This window comes from Streptomyces sp. V1I1, from assembly GCF_030817355.1.
Taxonomy (GTDB): Bacteria; Actinomycetota; Actinomycetes; order Streptomycetales; family Streptomycetaceae; genus Streptomyces.
In genome coordinates, this window is record NZ_JAUSZH010000001.1 from 7,193,191 (window position 1) to 7,208,451 (window position 15,261).

A 15,261-nucleotide genomic window follows, 5' to 3' on the forward strand; every position below is an offset into this window, starting at 1 on the left:
GTCAGCGTAGGCCGTCCAGCGGCAGCCTCACGCGCACCCTCCATTCTCCCTCGTACGGTCCGGTCCGGGTCTCTCCGCCGAGCAGCGCCGCCCGCTCCCGTATGCCGCGCAGCCCGCTGCCGCCCTGCCCCTTCGGCGCCGTGCCGCCGGCCAGCGGATTGGTCACGTCCATCTCCAGTCGCTGCCCGATGACGGCGATCCGCACCTGCACCGGGACGGGACCGGAGTGGCGCAGCACATTGGTGAGTGCTTCCTGAAGGATGCGGTACCCCTCCCGGGAGACCGGCCCGGGCACCAGCTCCAATGGGCCCGTCATCTCGGCATCGACCTTCGCCCCGGAGGCCCGTGCCGATTCCAGCAGCCGGTCCGACTCTTCGAGAGACGGCCGCTGGCTCACCGGCTGTCCGGTCTCGCGGAGGACGAGCAGAACGCGCTCCAGATCGTCGAGCGCGGCCCGGCCCGTCTCCTCGATCGCGGCCAGGGCCCGTTCGGTGAACTCCGGGTCCCCGGCGGCCCGCGCGGCACCCGCCTGCACTACGGCGACGGTCAGCGACGCTCACTGCGCTCCCTTGCCGGTTCGCTGACGTCCGTCTTCCTGACGACAGCCGGCTTCTCCATCCTCGTCTGCGCCGCGCTCGGCCGTCCGGAGCCTGGCGTCACCGACTTCGATCCGGTGCTGTTCTCCTACTACGGCCTGAACTTCGGCCAGATGGCGGCTCTCACCTTCGGTGCCATAGCCATGGCCGCCGAGTACAAGAACGCCGGTATCCGGGTCTCCCTGGCGGCTGTTCCGAACAGGGAACTGTTCTACGCGGCCAAGCTGACCGTAGTGGGCGGGCCGGCGTTCGTCGTCGGCCTGGTCACGAGTCTGACCTGCTTCCTGTCCGGGCAGGCACTCATCGACAAGGGATTCGGCATAGGCATCGGCGACCCGGGAGCGCTGCGCGCGGTCGTCGGCTGCGCCCTCTACTTCGCGCTGATCAGCCTGCTGTCGGCCGGGCTCGCAGCCCTGCTGCGCAGTGTGACCGGTGCCCTGAGCCTGCTCGTTCCGCTGTTCCTGATACTGCCCTTCGTGATCGGGGACGTATCGCGCGACAGCAGCGCCGCCGAGTTCCTCCCGGACCGGGCGGGGCAGCAGATCCTGCTGCAGGATCCGGCGGGGACGCTGGGACCCTGGAGCGGCATGGCGGTCCTGGCGGTCTGGAGCGCCCTTGCAATAACGGCGGGCTGGTGGGCTCTGCGGCGGCGCGACGCCTGACAGACAGCCAAATGTCAGTGCCAGCAGGTTTACTGAGTGCATGACCACCGCACGGCATCTCGAAATCATCGACCTGCTGCGCGCCCGTGGCTTCCCCGCGGAGCGCGGCCCGTCGGACGTCGGCTCGGAAGGCCCCGGATTTCACATCGCGGAGCTGAACGGGCGCTTCGGCGACGGCGCGGACCCGGACGCGGACCGAGAGGCGGAGGCGGAACAACGTCTGGCCGAGCAGGAGGGCTTGTTGCGGGGGCTCACACAACGCTGGGGCGAGCCGGACCTCTTCAGCCTCGCCAGTACGCGGCTGCGCGCAGAGAGAGACGAAGAGATGCCGGACCCGTGGCGGCGGCTCAGCGAGCAGATGGGGTGGCTGCACCTGTGGCGCATCGAGGACCGCTGGATAGCGGTCGGACTGTCCGAGTTCCAGCTGCTGGCCGTGGTGACCGAGATAGACCCGCCCTAGCGATCCTGGAGCGAGCCGTCACCGAGCGAGCCGTCACCGAGTGAGCCGTGGTGGAGCGAGCCGTGGTGGAGCGAGCCGTCCTGGAGCGAGCCGTCCTCTTCGGCCGCGGCGCGCAGCCGCGCGAATTCCTCGGCCATCGTCTGCGCGGTCCAGTGGGCGTTGAGCCCGCTCGGATTGGGCAGCGCCCAGATCCTCGTCTCCCCGATCGTGCGCTCCTGTGGTCCGATCTTCGCCTTCCGCTCGCCGAAGGCCGTGCGGTACGCCGTCACACCGACGACCGCCAGCCACCGCGGCCGTAGCCGCTCCACCTTCGCGGTCAGCAACCGCCCGCCCTCGAGGAACTCCTCGTCGCTCAGCTCACCGGCGCGCGCCGTCGCCCGGGCCACCACATTGGTGATGCCGAGACCGTGGCCGAGGAGCTCGTCCTGCTCCGCAGGCTTGAACTGACGCGGCGTGAAGCCCGACAGATGCAGCACCGGCCAGAACCGGTTGCCGGGGCGGGCGAAGTGATGGCCCGTCGCCGCCGTCATCAGGCCGGGGTTGATGCCGCAGAACAGCACGGAAAGACCGCCCGTAACCACATCCGGAACGATGCGGTCGCGGGCGGCCTCGAGCTCGGCGGGGGTCAGAGGATCGACCCCGGGGTGTAGCCGGCGGCCTCCGGGTGCTGCTTGACGATCTCCTCGATCCGGGAGACCACCGCCGTCACCTGGTCGCTCGCCGCGCCCGTGAACGACAGCTTGTCGGCCATCAGCACGTCCAGCTCCGCCCGGTCCAGCGGGATCCGCTCGTCCGCGGCGAGCTTGTCGAGCAGCTCATTGCGCTCGGCGCCCTGCTCGCGCATCGCCAGCGCCGATGCGACCGCGTTCTCCTTGATGGCCTCGTGCGCGAGTTCACGGCCCACCCCTGCCCGTACAGCGGCCATCAGCACCTTGGTCGTGGCGAGGAAGGGGAGGTACCGGTCCAGCTCACGGGCGACGACGGCGGGGAACGCGCCGAACTCGTCGAGCACCGTAAGGAAGGTCTCCAGTAGGCCGTCGAAGGCGAAGAACGCGTCCGGCAGCGCCACCCGGCGCACCACGGAGCAGGACACATCGCCCTCGTTCCACTGGTCGCCCGCCAGCTCGCCGGTCATCGAGGCGTAGCCGCGCAGGATGACCATCAGGCCGTTGACGCGCTCGCAGGAGCGGGTGTTCATCTTGTGCGGCATCGCGGAGGAGCCGACCTGGCCGGGCTTGAAGCCCTCGGTGACCAGTTCGTGGCCGGCCATCAGCCGGATCGTCTTGGCGACGGAGGACGGCGCGGCTGCCAGCTGCACCAGCGCGGACAGCACGTCGTAGTCGAGGGACCGGGGGTAGACCTGGCCGACCGAGGTGAAGGCGTGCGCGAAGCCGAGGTGCCTGGCGATGCGCTGCTCCAGCTCGGCGAGCTTCGCGGCGTCGCCGCCCAGCAGGTCGAGCATGTCCTGCGCGGTGCCGACCGGGCCCTTGATGCCGCGCAGCGGATAGCGGCTCAGCAGGTCCTCGAGCCGTCCGTACGCCACAAGCAGCTCGTCGGCCGCGGTCGCGAACCGCTTGCCCAGCGTCGTGGCCTGCGCGGCGACATTGTGCGACCGTCCGGCCATCACCAGCTCGGCGTACTCACCGGAGAGCTTGCCCAGCCGGGCGAGCACGGCGACCGTGCGGTCGCGCATCAGCTCCAGCGAGAGCCGGATCTGCAGCTGCTCGACGTTCTCGGTCAGGTCGCGGGAGGTCATGCCCTTGTGGACCTGCTCATGGCCCGCGAGCGCGTTGAACTCCTCGATCCGCGCCTTCACATCGTGGCGGGTGACCTTCTCGCGCTCGGCGATCGACGCCAGGTCGACCTGGTCGAGCGCCCGCTCGTAATCGGCGATCGCGGCCTCGGGCACCTCGATGCCGAGGTCCTTCTGGGCGCGCAGCACCGCGAGCCAGAGCTGACGCTCCAGCTTCACCTTCTGCTCGGGGGACCACAGGACGGCCAGCTCCGCGGAGGCGTAGCGGCCGGCCAGGACATTGGGGATGCGAGGCTTCGCAGACACAGCAGTCACGTGTCCAGATTCTACTGGCGGTTTCTGCAGGCCAGCGCCGCGGTCCCAGTTGTACCTTGCTACGAAAGGCTCCGAGGGACTCCAAGGGACCCCGAAGGAGTCCGAGGGACTACGAGAGACGACGAGAGACGACGAGAAACGACGAGAGACGACGAGAAACGACGAGAAACGACGAGGAACTACGACGGGCTACGAGAGCGGCGGCTCGTACGGCAGGAGCTCGGGCCGCTTCGCCGGCCGGCCGTCCCCGGATGAGCGCCCCGTCAGCCGCCGCGCGATCCACGGCCCCAGATGCTGCCGCGCGAACCGCAGATCGCCGGCCCGCCGCGCCGCCCAACGGGCCCGTGCCGCCGACGGCAGAAGTGTCTGCCAGTCGTGCTCCGCGTCCAGTCCCAGCGTCTGCCAGACGGCCTCGGCGACCCGCCGGTGCCCCTCGGCCGTCAGATGCAGCCGGTCGACGTCCCACATGCGCTGGTCGCCGAGGACCTGGGGCTCGTACAGATCCACCACCAGCGCACCGTGGCGGGCCGCCAGTTCGTCGATGTAACTGAACAGCTCCTCCATGCGGGGGCGGAAGCGTTCCATCACCGGCCCGTTGCGGCCCGGGCTGCGCATCAGCACCAGCTGACCGCAGGACGGCGTCAGCTTCTCCACGGCCTCCTCCAGGAGCCCGCGCACCCGCCCCATGTCGCACTTGGGCCGCAGCGTGTCATTGAGCCCGCCCACCAGCGTGACCACATCCGCCTGCATGGCGGCCGCCACGTCCACCTGCTCGTCGACGATCTGGCCGATGAGCTTTCCGCGCACGGCGAGATTCGCGTACCGGAAGCCCGGCGTGCGAGCGGCGAGCCGGCCCGCGAGCAGATCCGCCCAGCCTCGGTACGAACCGTCGGGCAACAGGTCGGACATTCCTTCGGTAAAGGAATCGCCGACCGCGACAAAACTGGTGTAAGAGGCATTCATCTCCATGGCGGAGCGATCCTACCGCGCGGTAAGGTCCGTCGGTTCCGTACCGGGAGGGAGCCCTGTGAGTGACGCGCTGCTGAACGCGCTGGCCGAGGCGCTGGCCGATCTAGTGACCTCGATCGACACCTGTGACGACGATGTGCTCGACCCCGACACCGCGGTGAAATGGCTGGAGACAACCGGTTATCTCCTCGACCGGCTGTCGCCCGCCGACCGTCGGGCCCTGTCCCTGCTGATGCGCCGGGCCGCCGCGCGCCAGCCCGACGGAGCCTGGCGGGACGATCTGCTCCGGATCCCCGAGGAGTTCGGCCTCGACGACGACCAGCACGAGCTGTACTGCGACGCCATCGAGCAGCTGGAGCGCCGGTTCGTCCAGACCGTACGGGACGTGGACCCCGCCACGCCCGTGCCGAGCTGCCCCGGCTGGACCTTCGCCGACCTCGTCAAGCACCACGGCACGACGCATCGCTGGATGGAACATCTCGTACGGACCCGGGCCGCCGAGCGCGTCTGGTCACGGGACGTCCCTCTCGACCTGCCCGAGAACCCGGCGGCATATCCGCAGTGGCTCGCCGGCAGCGCCGAGGTCACGCTGCGCACGCTGCGCGGCATCGACCCGGAGACGCCGATGTGGTCCCACGGCGCCGACCAGCGGGTGCGCTTCTTCCCGCGCAGGCTGCTGTTCGAGGCCGTCATCCATCTCGCCGACGCGGAAATCGCCCTGGGCATCGAACCGCGAATAGCGGCGGGCACGGCGGCCGACGGCATCGAGGAGTTCCTGGAGAACCTGCCGCACTACTCCTGGATCGCCGACCCGCTCGCCGCGCTCGCGAACGGCTCGGTCAGACTGACCGCCACGGACACCGGCGCAGCCTGGACGATCAGCTTCGGGGGCGGCGGCTTCGCCTGGACGAAGGGCGATGGCTCGGCCACCGCGGGCGTCAAGGCCACGGCGGGCGATCTGCTGCTGCTCGTCTACGGACGTCTGAGGGCGGACGACGCGCGCTTCGGCATCAGTGGCGACCGCGCGATTCTCGACGCGTGGCTCGCGGCGACCGCGCTGTAATCGGGCAGGCCGGTCTGCCGCGAGGGCTGTCGGCACGGCGCGTTCCGCAGTATGTCCAGAGCATGTTCACCACAGACTTCTGGAAAGCCACCACGGAGCGCGCTGTGCGCACCTTCGCGCAGTCGCTCGTCGCCGTTCTGACGGCCGGTGCGACAAACCTCTTCGACGTCGACTGGCAGGCCGCGCTCGCCACCGCCGGCCTGGCCACCCTCCTCGCCGTCCTCACCGCGATAGGCGCGGCCAAGGCCGGACGGCCAGGACCGGGCATCACCGAGACCACGGAATGGGCCGTCACCAGTGAGGTGAGTTAGCCGGGCCTGCCCACCAGCTCGCGCAGCACGTCCTCCATCGTCACGAGTCCCACCGGCGTGCCGTCCTCGTCCACCACCGCCGCCAGATGCGTACGGCTGCGCCGCATCGCGGTCAGCACATCGTCGAGCGGCGTGGTCGCCCGCACCCGGGCGATCGGGCGCATCGCCGAGACCGGGAACGGCACATCGCGCGGAGTCGCGTCCAGCGCGTCCTTCACATGGAGATAGCCGAGGATCCGGCGGCCCTCGTCGAGAACCGGGAAGCGGGAGAACCCTGACTCGGCCGCCAGCTGCTCCAACTGCTCGGGCGTGGTCCCGGCCCGTGCGTACACCACCCGCTCGATCGGCATCACCACATCGCGCACCGGCCGGCGCCCAAGCTTCAGCGCGTCGCGCAACCGCTCGGCAGACCGGCCGTCGAGCAGCCCGGCGTCGTCCGCGTCCCGCACCAGCCGCGCCAGTTCGTCGTCCGAGAAGGTCGCCGACACCTCGTCCCTCGTCTCCACCCGCAGCAGCTTCAGCAGCCCGTTGGAGAAGGCGTTGACGGTGAAGATCACCGGGCGCAGCGCCCGGGCCAGCGTGACCAGCGGCGGTCCGAGCAGTAGCGCGGTCCGCGTGGGCTCGGCCAGCGCGATGTTCTTCGGCACCATTTCGCCGAGCAGCATGTGCAGATAGGTCGCCGCCGCCAGCGCGATCACGAAGGAGATCGGGTGCACCAGGCCGTGCGGCACACCCACCGCGTCGAACACGGGCTCCAGCAGATGCGCGATGGCCGGCTCGGCGACGATGCCGAGCACCAGGGTGCACAGCGTGATGCCGAGCTGGGCCGCGGCCAGCAGCGCCGAGACATGCTCAAGGCCCCACAGGACGCTGCGCGCCCGCCGGTTCCCGGCCTCCGCCTCCGGCTCGATCTGGCTGCGGCGTACGGAGATCAGGGCGAACTCCGCGCCGACGAAGAAGGCGTTGACCACCAGGGTCAGAAAACCGATGAGGAGCTGGATCACGGTCATCGTCCGGCCTCCTCGGCGGCGTCGGCCGAGGGGAGCGGCGCATGCATCAGTACCCGTGCCGCACGCCGTCCGGAGGCGTCCACGACATCGAGCTGCCAGCCCTCCAGATCGATCCGGTCGCCCTCAGCGGGGATGCGCCCCAGTTCGGTGGCGATAAGTCCGGCGAGTGTTTCGTACGGGCCTTCCGGCACCCGCAGCCCGACCCGCTCAAGTTGGTCGGTGCGGGCGGCGCCGTCCGCCGACCACAGGGTGCGCCCGTCCGCGTCCTCGCCGGCCGGCGCCAGGTCCGGCGTCTCGTGCGGATCGTGCTCGTCGCGCACCTCGCCGACGACCTCCTCCACGATGTCCTCCAGCGTGACCACGCCGGCCGTGCCGCCGTACTCGTCGATGACGACGGCCATCGTGTTCTTGCCTGACAGTCGGTCCAGGAGCCGGTCCACGGTCAGTGTCTCGGGCACGAGCAGCGGCTCGCGCAGCAGCTCGGAGACCGGGTGCCGGGGCCGTCGCCCGGCAGGGACGGCCAGCACGTCCTTGATGTGCGCGATCCCGACGACGGTGTCGAGGCTGCCCCGGTAGACGGGGAAGCGGGACAGGCCGGTCGCGCGCGTGGCGTTGGCTACGTCCTCGACGGTGGCCTGTACCTCCAGGGCGGTGACCTGGACCCGCGGGGTCATCACATTCTCCGCGGTCAGCTCGGCCAGATTGAGGGTGCGTACGAACAGCTCGGCGGTGTCCGCCTCCAACGCGCCCTCCTTCGCGGAGTGGCGGGCCAGCGCGACCAGTTCCTTCGGGCTGCGCGCGGAGGCCAGCTCCTCGGTCGGCTCCATGCCGAGCCGGCGCAGGATGCGGTTGGCCGTGTTGTTGAGGTGGCTGATGAAGGGCTTGAAGGCGGCGGTGAAGATCCGCTGCGGGGGCGCCACCACCTTCGCCACGGCCAGCGGGGAGGAGATCGCCCAGTTCTTCGGGACCAGCTCGCCGACGACCATCAGCACGATGGTGGACAGCCCGGTGCCGATGACCAGGGCTGTGGATGAGGCCACCGAGGGGGAGACGCCGAGCGCCTCGAGCGGGCCGCGGATCAGCTTGGCGATGGACGGCTCGGCGAGCATGCCGACGATCAGGTTGGTGACGGTGATGCCGAGCTGGGCGCCGGAGAGCTGGAAGGTGAGGCTCCGGGCGGCCTTGAGGGCGCCGGCCGCACCGCGCTCGCCGCGCTCGGCGGCCCGCTCGAGGTCGCCGCGCTCGACCGTGGTGAGGGAGAACTCCGCCGCGACGAAGGCGCCGCAGGCGACCGAGAGCAGCACCGCCACGACGAGCAAGAGCACTTCGGTCATCGGTTCACCTCCGTCCCATGATCGGGCAGGGACTGGAGGAATGCTCGATGTCGACTACTGGGAGGCTCGCCCATGGGCGGACGCTCACACCTTTCGTACGGAGTGGATGACCTGCCCATGGTAAAGGACGTGCAAAGTGTCCGATGCGACGGCGACGGCGCTCAGACGAACGGCTTCACCCAGCGGCGCCAGTGGTCCTCGCGCTGGTACCCGGCGGCGGCCCACGCGCGCCGGGCCCGCTCATTGGCCTCCAGGACCATGGCGTCGCCGCGCCTGCCGCCCGCGGCCAGAAAGCGCCTCTCGGCCGCCTCCAGCAGCGCCGAAGCGATCCCCTGCCGACGATGGGACGGCAGCACGGCAAGCCGGTACAGCGAGCAGCGCCACCCGTCGTACCCGGCGATCACCGAGCCCACCACCCGGCCCTCGGACTCGGCGAGGATCAGCGCCTCGGGATCGCGCGCGACAAGACGGGTGACCCCGTGCACGTCGTCCGTGATGCTCGTGCCCTCCGCCGCTTCCTTCCAGAAGCTGAGGACGGTCTCGGCCTCGTCGGCCCTGGCGGCGCGTATTTGCAGGTCGATCACGGACGGGAGCCAAGCACGCGGGGGAACGGGCCGCCACCGACTTTCAGGGTTCGAGACGGGCCGCGGGCGTGAGGCTTCCGGCCGGGCGTGCGGCTTCCGGTCGGACGCGCAGCTCTTGGACCACCGGGCGGACTGCTCCCCGATCACCGGGCCGACTACTCGTGCGCGATGGCGGCCAGCACATTCATCCGCGAGGCGCGCAGCGCCGGAAGCACCGCCGCCGCGAGCCCCACGACCACCGAGCCCACCACGACCGCGACGACCGTGCCCCACGGCACGGCGAACGCCGTCAGCCCCTCCAGCGCCAGCACTTGCTGCACCGCCACACCCCACACCATGCCCAACGCGAGCCCCAGCAGCGCCCCGAAGACCGCGATCACGACCGATTCCAGCCGGATCATGCGCCGCAGCTGGACGCGGGAGAGACCGATCGCGCGCAGCAGCCCGATCTCCCGGGTCCGCTCCACCACCGACAGCGCAAGGGTGTTGACCACGCCCAGCACGGCGATGACGATCGCCAGCCCCAGCAGCGCGTACACCAGGTAGAGCATCACGGCGATCTGCTGGCGGATCAGCTCCTTGTAGTCGGCCTGATCCCTGACCTGCACCTGCGGATACGGATCGAGGGCCGTCTCCAGGCCCTTGCGCAGCTCCTGGGCGTCGCTGCCGCTCTTGGCGTTGACGTAGAGTGCGGCCTCCTGCCCGCCCGGCAGATACTTCTCGGCGGTGGCGAGCCCCATGAACAGGCCGCCCTCCATCCCGGGCCCGCCGCTCTGGTCCATGTCCGTGAGCGCCCCCACCGTCAGCCTCGCGCGTTGTCCGCCCGCGAACTCGGCCGGCAGGACCGACCCGATGCGCACCTTGTGTTCGGTGGCGTACTTACGGTCCATGGCGATGCTGTCCGGCGCGAGGGCGGCCGCTGTGTCCCCGTTCGCATAGGTGATGTGGGCGACCTCGTCGAGCTTCGGGTCGTAGCCGGAAGCCGTCGACTCCACCCGCTTCCCGTCCGGCAGGCTCAGCGCGAGCGGCGCGAAGCGCTGCCGTACGACGGTGCCCGCGGTTTTCACCCCCTTCACCTTCTCGGTGATCTCTTGCGGGAAGGGCATGAAGTTGCTGTTCTGTACGACGAAGTCCGCGCCCAGCGTCTTGTCGATCTGGTCGTCGAAGGACTTGGTCATCGAGGCGCTGGCGATCGAGAGCCCGCCCACCAGCGCCAGGCCCACCATCAGCGCGGCCGCGGTGGCGCCGGTGCGCCGCGGATTGCGCAGCGCGTTGCGCTGGCTCATCCGGCCGACCGAGCCGAACACCTTGGGGAACGCCCCGCCCAGCACCCGGATCACCGGCCGCACCAGCAGCGGCCCCGCCACCACAGTCGCGATCAGCGTCAGCACCACGCCAAGGCCGAGCAGGGAGGACGCGGTCGCGGTCTTCTCGCTCACCACGCAGCCGGCCAGCGCCGCCGCTCCCGCCGCGCCGACCACGGTTCCGGCGATCGCCCGGATCTTCAACGGCCGCCCCACACCCGCGACTTCGGCATCCGCGAGCGCGGCCATCGGGGAGACCTTGGCCGCCCTCCGGGCTGGCAGATAGGCGGCCACGAAGGTGACGCCGAGACCGACCGCGTACGCGGACACCGGTGTCGCCACACCCAGCACCATTTCGGCGGCGCTCAGATTCATGCCGAGCAGACCCATCAGCTCGATCAGCCCGGCCGCCAGCCCGATCCCGGCGGCAAGACCGAGCGTCGAGCCGACAAGCCCCAGCAGTACCGCCTCGGTGAGCACGGAGCGGCGCACCTGGCGGCGGTCCGCGCCGAGCGCCCGCAGCAGCCCCAGCTCGCGGGTGCGCTGGGCGATCAGCATCGAGAAGGTGTTGACGATCAGGAAGATGCCGACCAGCACGGCGACACCGGCGAAGCCGAGCATCACCCACTTGATGACATCGAGGAAGCCGCCCAGCTGGGCGGCGGCCGACTCGGCCTGCTCGTCGGCGGTCTTGAGGTCGTACGCATCACCCAGTTCGGCCGCGATCCGCTGCTTCAGCGTCGCGTCGCCGACTGTGTCCGCGGCGTCCACCGAGATCGAGGTGGCCACCCCCGGCCTGCCAAGCAGCTTGGTCTGGGCTGTCGGAGTGTCGAGGTAGACCAGCGCGGCGCCCGGGTTGGTGGTGGTGAAGGTCGCTATGCCGACGACCTCGACCTTGAACGAGCCGGGCTGCGCGAGGACGGTGAGCGTGTCCCCGATGTCCACCTTTTTCTTGTCGGCGGTGTCCTTGTCGAGCAGCGCCTCGCCCGGCCCGCTCGGCGCGCGGCCGCTGGTGAGCTTCACCGGACTGCGTTCGGTGACATTCCAGTTGGTGGCGACGGTGGGGGCGCCGGCCGTCGGTCCGACGGGGTCGTTCCTGTCGTCGACGACGGTGATGTTCTCCACCGCCGCGTCGATGTGTGTGGCTTTGACGCCGTCGACCGAGCCGATCCGGTCGGCGAGTTCGGTGGGCAGGGTCCGTACGACTCCGGTAGGCAGCCTCTCGCCGATGCCCTCCTTCGGCGCGACCGTCACATCCGCCGAGGTGGAGGCGAAGAGCCGGTCGAAGGTACGGGAGACGGTGTCCGAGAAGATCAGGCTGCCGCTCACGAAGGCCACGGACAGCAGCACCGCCAGCGCCGAAAGCAGCAGCCGGCCCTTGTGTGCGAAGAAGCTCCGCAGCGTCGCTTTCAGCATCGTGGCCTCAGCTCTTGCGCAGGGCGTCGGAGCCGGGGGTCTGGGGCTGTGCCCCGGAGAAGAGCCGCATGCGTTCCAGTACCGCCTCCGCAGTCGGATCCTGCATGACGTCGACGATCCGTCCGTCCGCGAGGAACAGCACCAGGTCGGAGTAGGCGGCCGCGCCCGGGTCGTGCGTCACCATCACCACCGTCTGGTCCAGCCGGTCGACGGCTTCGCGCAGGAAGGTGAGCACCTCGGCGCCCGCGCGCGAGTCGAGATTGCCGGTCGGCTCGTCCGCGAAGATCAGCTCGGTGCGGGAGGCCAGCGCCCGCGCGCAGGCCACCCGCTGCTGCTGCCCGCCGGAGAGCTGGGCGGGCCGGTGCCGCAGCCGGTCGCGCAGCCCGAGCGTGTCGATGACCTGATCGACCCACTCGCTGTCGGGTTTGCGCCCGGCGATGTCCATGGGGAGCGTGATGTTCTCGGCGGCAGTCAGCGTGGGCAGCAGGTTGAACGCCTGGAACATAAAGCCGATCCGGTCCCGGCGCAGCCGGGTCAGCTCGCGGTCCTTCAGACCGGTGATCTCCGTGTCGCCCAGCCAGACCTGACCGGCGGAGACGGTGTCGAGTCCGGCGAGGCAGTGCATCAGTGTGGACTTCCCCGACCCGGAGGGACCCATGACCGCGGTGAACCGGCCACGCGCGATGTCGACGTCGACGGCGTCCAGGGCGAGTACGGTCGTCTCCCCGCTGCCGTATGCCTTGGTCAGGGCTCGCGCCCGGGCGGCGAGTGGCACTTCCGAGGCATGGTCGTGGGCGGGTGCAGTGGCAGGTGTGGACAAGGCCGCCTCCCGGGTCGTGGCCGCTCCGACTCCCGTACAAGTGGCGAGAGTAGAGGGCGCGTGCGTGCGTCGGTATCCCTCGTAGGTCCGGTCCTCCGGGTTCATGTAAGGGGCACCTGACGGACGTGTTGCCCATGCTAGCGTCTGTGCGCTAGCTTTACCCTGTGGCGAAGACTCAGTTGAACGTGAGAGTGGACGAGACCACCGCGGAGGCCGCGCGCCAGCGGGCGATGCAGCGCGGGATGAGCGTCAACCGCTACATCGAGGAGCTCGTCAAGCAGGACGCGGGCGAGGTGGGACGCACCTTCGTGGAGGCGGCGTCGGACTTCATGAAGCAGTACGAATCCGTGTTCGCGGAGGAGTTCGGCGAGTTCGGCACCGGCACCGGCACCGGCAATGGCAATGGCACCGGCACCGGCACGGGTACCAGCAATGGCACCGGACGCGAAGGCAAGCGTTGACTCTTCAGATCGACCTCGCGTGGCTGCTCATGGTCGCCGAGCACAAGACCCCCGGCGATCCACAGGTCACCGACTGGGGCGCGCTCGTCGCCGCCGTCAGCCGTCATGACGCCGAGATATTCGGCATCCCCGTCTACAGCGACCCGCACGCCCGCGCCGCGTCCCTGCTTCAGCTGCTGCTCCATGTGCCCGCGCTCGAGCACTCCAACGCGATGTTCGCTTCCGCCGTCGCGTACGGCTATCTCGTGGCCAGCGGACTGAAGGTCGTCACCTCGCCCGTGCAGGTACGGGACCTGGCGCGGCTGGTCAAGGAGGGCAAGGCGGACGTCAGAACCATCGCCGACGAGCTGCGGCAGTGGAGCCAGTGATTACGCGCGAGCCAGTGATTACGCGCGAGCCGGCGATCACGCGCCCGCGGTATCGCTGAACGGCCGCCGCGCCACGCCCAGCACGCAGGGGGACGAAGGAAGCCGCATGCCCGTCTCGGGCACCTGCAGCCTGCGATACGTCCCGAGCTCGAAGCCCGCCGCCTCGATCGCGGCGATGGTGTCCCGCGCGGTGTGACACCCGCCGAACAGCAGCGGCCACACCGTGCGGTCCAGGGCGCGCTGGGTCCGTGCCATGCCCTTGGTCTCGGCCAGTCCGTGCTCGAAGAACCGCAGCTCACCTTCCGGCCGCAGGACCCGCCTGATCTCGGCGAGCGCCCGCGGCAGATCCCGTACGGAACACAGCACCAGCGACACGACGGCCGCGTCGAACGCCTCACTCTTGACCGGCAGTGCCTCGGCCGCCCCCGGCACCACGTCCACCGGAACCTCGGCGCTCCGCGCGGCCTGCGCCGCCAAGTGCCGCAGGCTGCGCTCCGGTTCGAGCGCCACGACCTCGGAGACGGCCGACGGGTAGTGCGCGAAGTTCAGACCGTTGCCCGCGCCGATCTCGATCACCCGGCCGGACAGCCCGGACAGCAGTTCCTTGCGGTAGGCGGCGATACCCGCCTTCGTCTCGGCCGCCACGCTGACCTTGGCGTAGACGCGGGCGAAGACCGGGTGGTGGACGGCGTCCCGGGGCACTTTGGTGCTGCGCAGGGGCATTGCGGGCCTCCTCGGAACGGCGGTGCGCTCACCGTCATTGTCCCCCTGCGGCGACAAAGCAGAACTCGTTCCCCTCGGGATCGGTCAGGACCTGGAACCTTCCGTGATCGTTGGTGACGACCGCGCCGAGCCGAGCGGCGCCGAGCCGCACGGCCTCGTCTGCCGCCTCGTCCACCTCGCCCGCGTCCAGATCGAGATGGAGCCGGTTCTTGGCCGACTTGCCCTCCGGCACGCGCTGGAAGGCGACCCGCACGAAACCGGGCGGATCGATGTACGACCAGTCGGCGCTGCGGTCCACCGGGTCCCCGCCGAGCAGGGACGCCCAGAAGCGCACCAGGCTAGCGGGGTCGTGGCAGTCGAAGACGATCTCGTCGATTTGGGCTCGCATGAGGAATCAGCGTACGGCGGTGGTGAACGCCTGGGCGTCCCACGCGCCGCCGAGCCGGCCCGCGAGCCAACTCCCGGCCCGCGCCCGGAACTCGGCGGGCGCCAGCGCACCCGCCCCTTCCGGTACGGCCCCCAGCAGCGGCGCGCCCGCGGCCTCGGGCAGATCCGCGAGATTGCACCGGGCGGCCAGATCCGGCTCGCCGGGCCAGCTCCCGACCACCACGCCGAGCTGCTCCAACTCCCGTGCCCGCAGGGCCTCGGCGGTCAGCGCCACCGCATTGAGCGTGCCGAGACCGGCGGGTGCGACGACCAGCACGGGCGCGCCCAGCAGCCGGGCGACATCGGCGAGCGACCCCCCGTCCTCGTCGAACCGCACGAGCAGCCCCCCGGCCCCCTCGACCAGCACGAGGTCATGCTCCGCGGCCAGTTTCTCAACGGCCTCGGCCACCTCCTGCGGCCGCACCGTCGCCATCCCGGCCCGCCGCGCGGCGGTCGCAGGGGCCAACGGCTCGGGAAACCGCGCGAGTTCAACCCCGGTTACCGCGCCCGCCAGCCGAGCGACCTCGGCCACGTCCCCCGGCTCACCGGGAGCGACCCCGGTCTGCGCCGGTTTGAGGACGGCGACGGACCGCCCCTGCGCCTGGAAGACCGAGGCGACGGCGGCGGTCACGACCGTCTTGCCGATCTCGGTCCCGGTCCCGCTGATGACGATGACGCTCATCCCG

17 protein-coding genes and 1 pseudogene are annotated in these 15,261 nt (G+C 70.4%); 6 read left to right on the forward strand and 12 right to left on the reverse strand.

The window, feature by feature from the left end:
- Nucleotide 1: 1 nt before the first annotated feature.
- Nucleotides 2-553 (reverse strand): annotated as a pseudogene (locus QFZ67_RS33720) (sensor histidine kinase); the annotation flags it as partial.
- Nucleotides 554-673: 120 nt separating this feature from the next.
- Between QFZ67_RS33720 and QFZ67_RS33725 the strand changes: the two are divergent.
- A complete protein-coding gene (locus tag QFZ67_RS33725) occupies nt 674-1,258 on the forward strand; it encodes an ABC transporter permease (protein WP_307664818.1) in 585 nt (194 codons plus the stop codon).
- Nucleotides 1,259-1,298: 40 nt separating this feature from the next.
- Nucleotides 1,299-1,718: a hypothetical protein gene (locus QFZ67_RS33730; RefSeq protein ID WP_307664819.1), complete on the forward strand. Its 420-nt coding sequence runs from the start codon at nt 1,299-1,301 to the stop codon at nt 1,716-1,718.
- Here the strand turns inward: QFZ67_RS33730 and mug are convergent.
- The 3 genes from mug to QFZ67_RS33745 all read right to left on the reverse strand — a co-directional run bounded on the left by mug (nt 1,715) and on the right by QFZ67_RS33745 (nt 4,755).
- The gene (gene mug / locus QFZ67_RS33735; RefSeq protein ID WP_373430254.1) at nt 1,715-2,347 is read right to left on the reverse strand and encodes a G/U mismatch-specific DNA glycosylase; all 633 of its coding nucleotides are present in this window, start codon (nt 2,345-2,347) and stop codon (nt 1,715-1,717) included. The genes QFZ67_RS33730 and mug overlap by 4 nt on opposite strands.
- The gene (purB, locus tag QFZ67_RS33740; protein WP_307664820.1) at nt 2,344-3,786 is read right to left on the reverse strand and encodes an adenylosuccinate lyase; all 1,443 of its coding nucleotides are present in this window, start codon (nt 3,784-3,786) and stop codon (nt 2,344-2,346) included. The genes mug and purB overlap by 4 nt, the downstream gene beginning before the upstream one ends.
- Nucleotides 3,787-3,975: 189 nt before the next feature.
- Nucleotides 3,976-4,755 (reverse strand): SGNH/GDSL hydrolase family protein, encoded by a 780-nt coding sequence (locus QFZ67_RS33745; protein ID WP_307664821.1) that lies wholly within the window; start codon nt 4,753-4,755, stop codon nt 3,976-3,978.
- A 58-nt stretch (nt 4,756-4,813) separates the two neighbouring features.
- Between QFZ67_RS33745 and QFZ67_RS33750 the strand changes: the two genes are divergently transcribed.
- Both QFZ67_RS33750 and QFZ67_RS33755 read left to right on the forward strand, forming a co-directional pair.
- On the forward strand, nt 4,814-5,818 hold the full coding sequence (locus QFZ67_RS33750) for a maleylpyruvate isomerase family mycothiol-dependent enzyme (RefSeq protein WP_307664822.1): 1,005 nt from the start codon (nt 4,814-4,816) through the stop codon (nt 5,816-5,818).
- Nucleotides 5,819-5,880: 62 nt separating this feature from the next.
- A complete protein-coding gene (locus tag QFZ67_RS33755; protein WP_307664823.1) occupies nt 5,881-6,129 on the forward strand; it encodes a holin in 249 nt (82 codons plus the stop codon).
- Here QFZ67_RS33755 and QFZ67_RS33760 read toward each other — a convergent pair.
- From QFZ67_RS33760 to QFZ67_RS33780, 5 genes are all read right to left on the reverse strand, one after another.
- On the reverse strand, nt 6,126-7,139 hold the full coding sequence (locus QFZ67_RS33760; protein ID WP_307664824.1) for a hemolysin family protein: 1,014 nt from the start codon (nt 7,137-7,139) through the stop codon (nt 6,126-6,128). The genes QFZ67_RS33755 and QFZ67_RS33760 overlap by 4 nt on opposite strands.
- The gene (locus tag QFZ67_RS33765) at nt 7,136-8,473 is read right to left on the reverse strand and encodes a hemolysin family protein (RefSeq protein WP_307664825.1); all 1,338 of its coding nucleotides are present in this window, start codon (nt 8,471-8,473) and stop codon (nt 7,136-7,138) included. The genes QFZ67_RS33760 and QFZ67_RS33765 overlap by 4 nt, the downstream gene beginning before the upstream one ends.
- A 161-nt stretch (nt 8,474-8,634) precedes the next feature.
- Nucleotides 8,635-9,057, reverse strand: coding sequence for a GNAT family N-acetyltransferase (locus QFZ67_RS33770; protein ID WP_307664826.1), 423 nt, complete (start codon nt 9,055-9,057; stop codon nt 8,635-8,637).
- Between the two features lie 155 nt (nt 9,058-9,212).
- On the reverse strand, nt 9,213-11,777 hold the full coding sequence (locus tag QFZ67_RS33775) for an ABC transporter permease (protein WP_307664827.1): 2,565 nt from the start codon (nt 11,775-11,777) through the stop codon (nt 9,213-9,215).
- A 7-nt stretch (nt 11,778-11,784) separates the two neighbouring features.
- On the reverse strand, nt 11,785-12,597 hold the full coding sequence (locus tag QFZ67_RS33780; RefSeq protein ID WP_307664828.1) for an ABC transporter ATP-binding protein: 813 nt from the start codon (nt 12,595-12,597) through the stop codon (nt 11,785-11,787).
- Between the two features lie 164 nt (nt 12,598-12,761).
- Here QFZ67_RS33780 and QFZ67_RS33785 point away from each other — a divergent pair, with 164 nt between their 5' ends.
- Complete coding sequence (locus QFZ67_RS33785; RefSeq protein WP_307664829.1) at nt 12,762-13,058, forward strand: antitoxin; 297 nt, start codon at nt 12,762-12,764, stop codon at nt 13,056-13,058.
- The gene (locus tag QFZ67_RS33790) at nt 13,055-13,426 is read left to right on the forward strand and encodes a fic family toxin-antitoxin system, toxin component (RefSeq protein ID WP_307664830.1); all 372 of its coding nucleotides are present in this window, start codon (nt 13,055-13,057) and stop codon (nt 13,424-13,426) included. Before QFZ67_RS33785 ends, QFZ67_RS33790 begins: the two co-directional genes overlap by 4 nt.
- Nucleotides 13,427-13,462: 36 nt before the next feature.
- On the opposite strand, the gene QFZ67_RS33795 is transcribed toward QFZ67_RS33790, so the two are convergent.
- From QFZ67_RS33795 to bioD, 3 genes are read right to left on the reverse strand one after another with little or no spacing between them, the layout of a single operon-like run.
- Nucleotides 13,463-14,149, reverse strand: a complete 687-nt coding sequence (locus tag QFZ67_RS33795; protein WP_307664831.1) for a class I SAM-dependent methyltransferase — start codon at nt 14,147-14,149, stop codon at nt 13,463-13,465.
- Between the two features lie 34 nt (nt 14,150-14,183).
- On the reverse strand, nt 14,184-14,537 hold the full coding sequence (locus tag QFZ67_RS33800) for a VOC family protein (RefSeq protein WP_307664832.1): 354 nt from the start codon (nt 14,535-14,537) through the stop codon (nt 14,184-14,186).
- Nucleotides 14,538-14,543: 6 nt separating this feature from the next.
- The gene (gene bioD / locus QFZ67_RS33805) at nt 14,544-15,257 is read right to left on the reverse strand and encodes a dethiobiotin synthase (RefSeq protein WP_307664833.1); all 714 of its coding nucleotides are present in this window, start codon (nt 15,255-15,257) and stop codon (nt 14,544-14,546) included.
- Nucleotides 15,258-15,261: the final 4 nt, after the last annotated feature.

What these genes read in the sequence shown, in the direction of transcription:
- bioD (WP_307664833.1), bottom strand. Translation starts at nt 15,257, where the DNA reads ATGAGCGTCATCGTCATCAGCGGGACCGGGACCGAGATCGGCAAGACG.
- QFZ67_RS33795 (WP_307664831.1), bottom strand. Translation starts at nt 14,149, where the DNA reads ATGCCCCTGCGCAGCACCAAAGTGCCCCGGGACGCCGTCCACCACCCG.
- QFZ67_RS33800 (WP_307664832.1), bottom strand. Translation starts at nt 14,537, where the DNA reads ATGCGAGCCCAAATCGACGAGATCGTCTTCGACTGCCACGACCCCGCT.
- QFZ67_RS33755 (WP_307664823.1), top strand. Translation starts at nt 5,881, where the DNA reads ATGTTCACCACAGACTTCTGGAAAGCCACCACGGAGCGCGCTGTGCGC.
- QFZ67_RS33775 (WP_307664827.1), bottom strand. Translation starts at nt 11,777, where the DNA reads ATGCTGAAAGCGACGCTGCGGAGCTTCTTCGCACACAAGGGCCGGCTG.
- QFZ67_RS33730 (WP_307664819.1), top strand. Translation starts at nt 1,299, where the DNA reads ATGACCACCGCACGGCATCTCGAAATCATCGACCTGCTGCGCGCCCGT.
- QFZ67_RS33745 (WP_307664821.1), bottom strand. Translation starts at nt 4,755, where the DNA reads ATGGAGATGAATGCCTCTTACACCAGTTTTGTCGCGGTCGGCGATTCC.
- QFZ67_RS33760 (WP_307664824.1), bottom strand. Translation starts at nt 7,139, where the DNA reads ATGACCGTGATCCAGCTCCTCATCGGTTTTCTGACCCTGGTGGTCAAC.
- QFZ67_RS33765 (WP_307664825.1), bottom strand. Translation starts at nt 8,473, where the DNA reads ATGACCGAAGTGCTCTTGCTCGTCGTGGCGGTGCTGCTCTCGGTCGCC.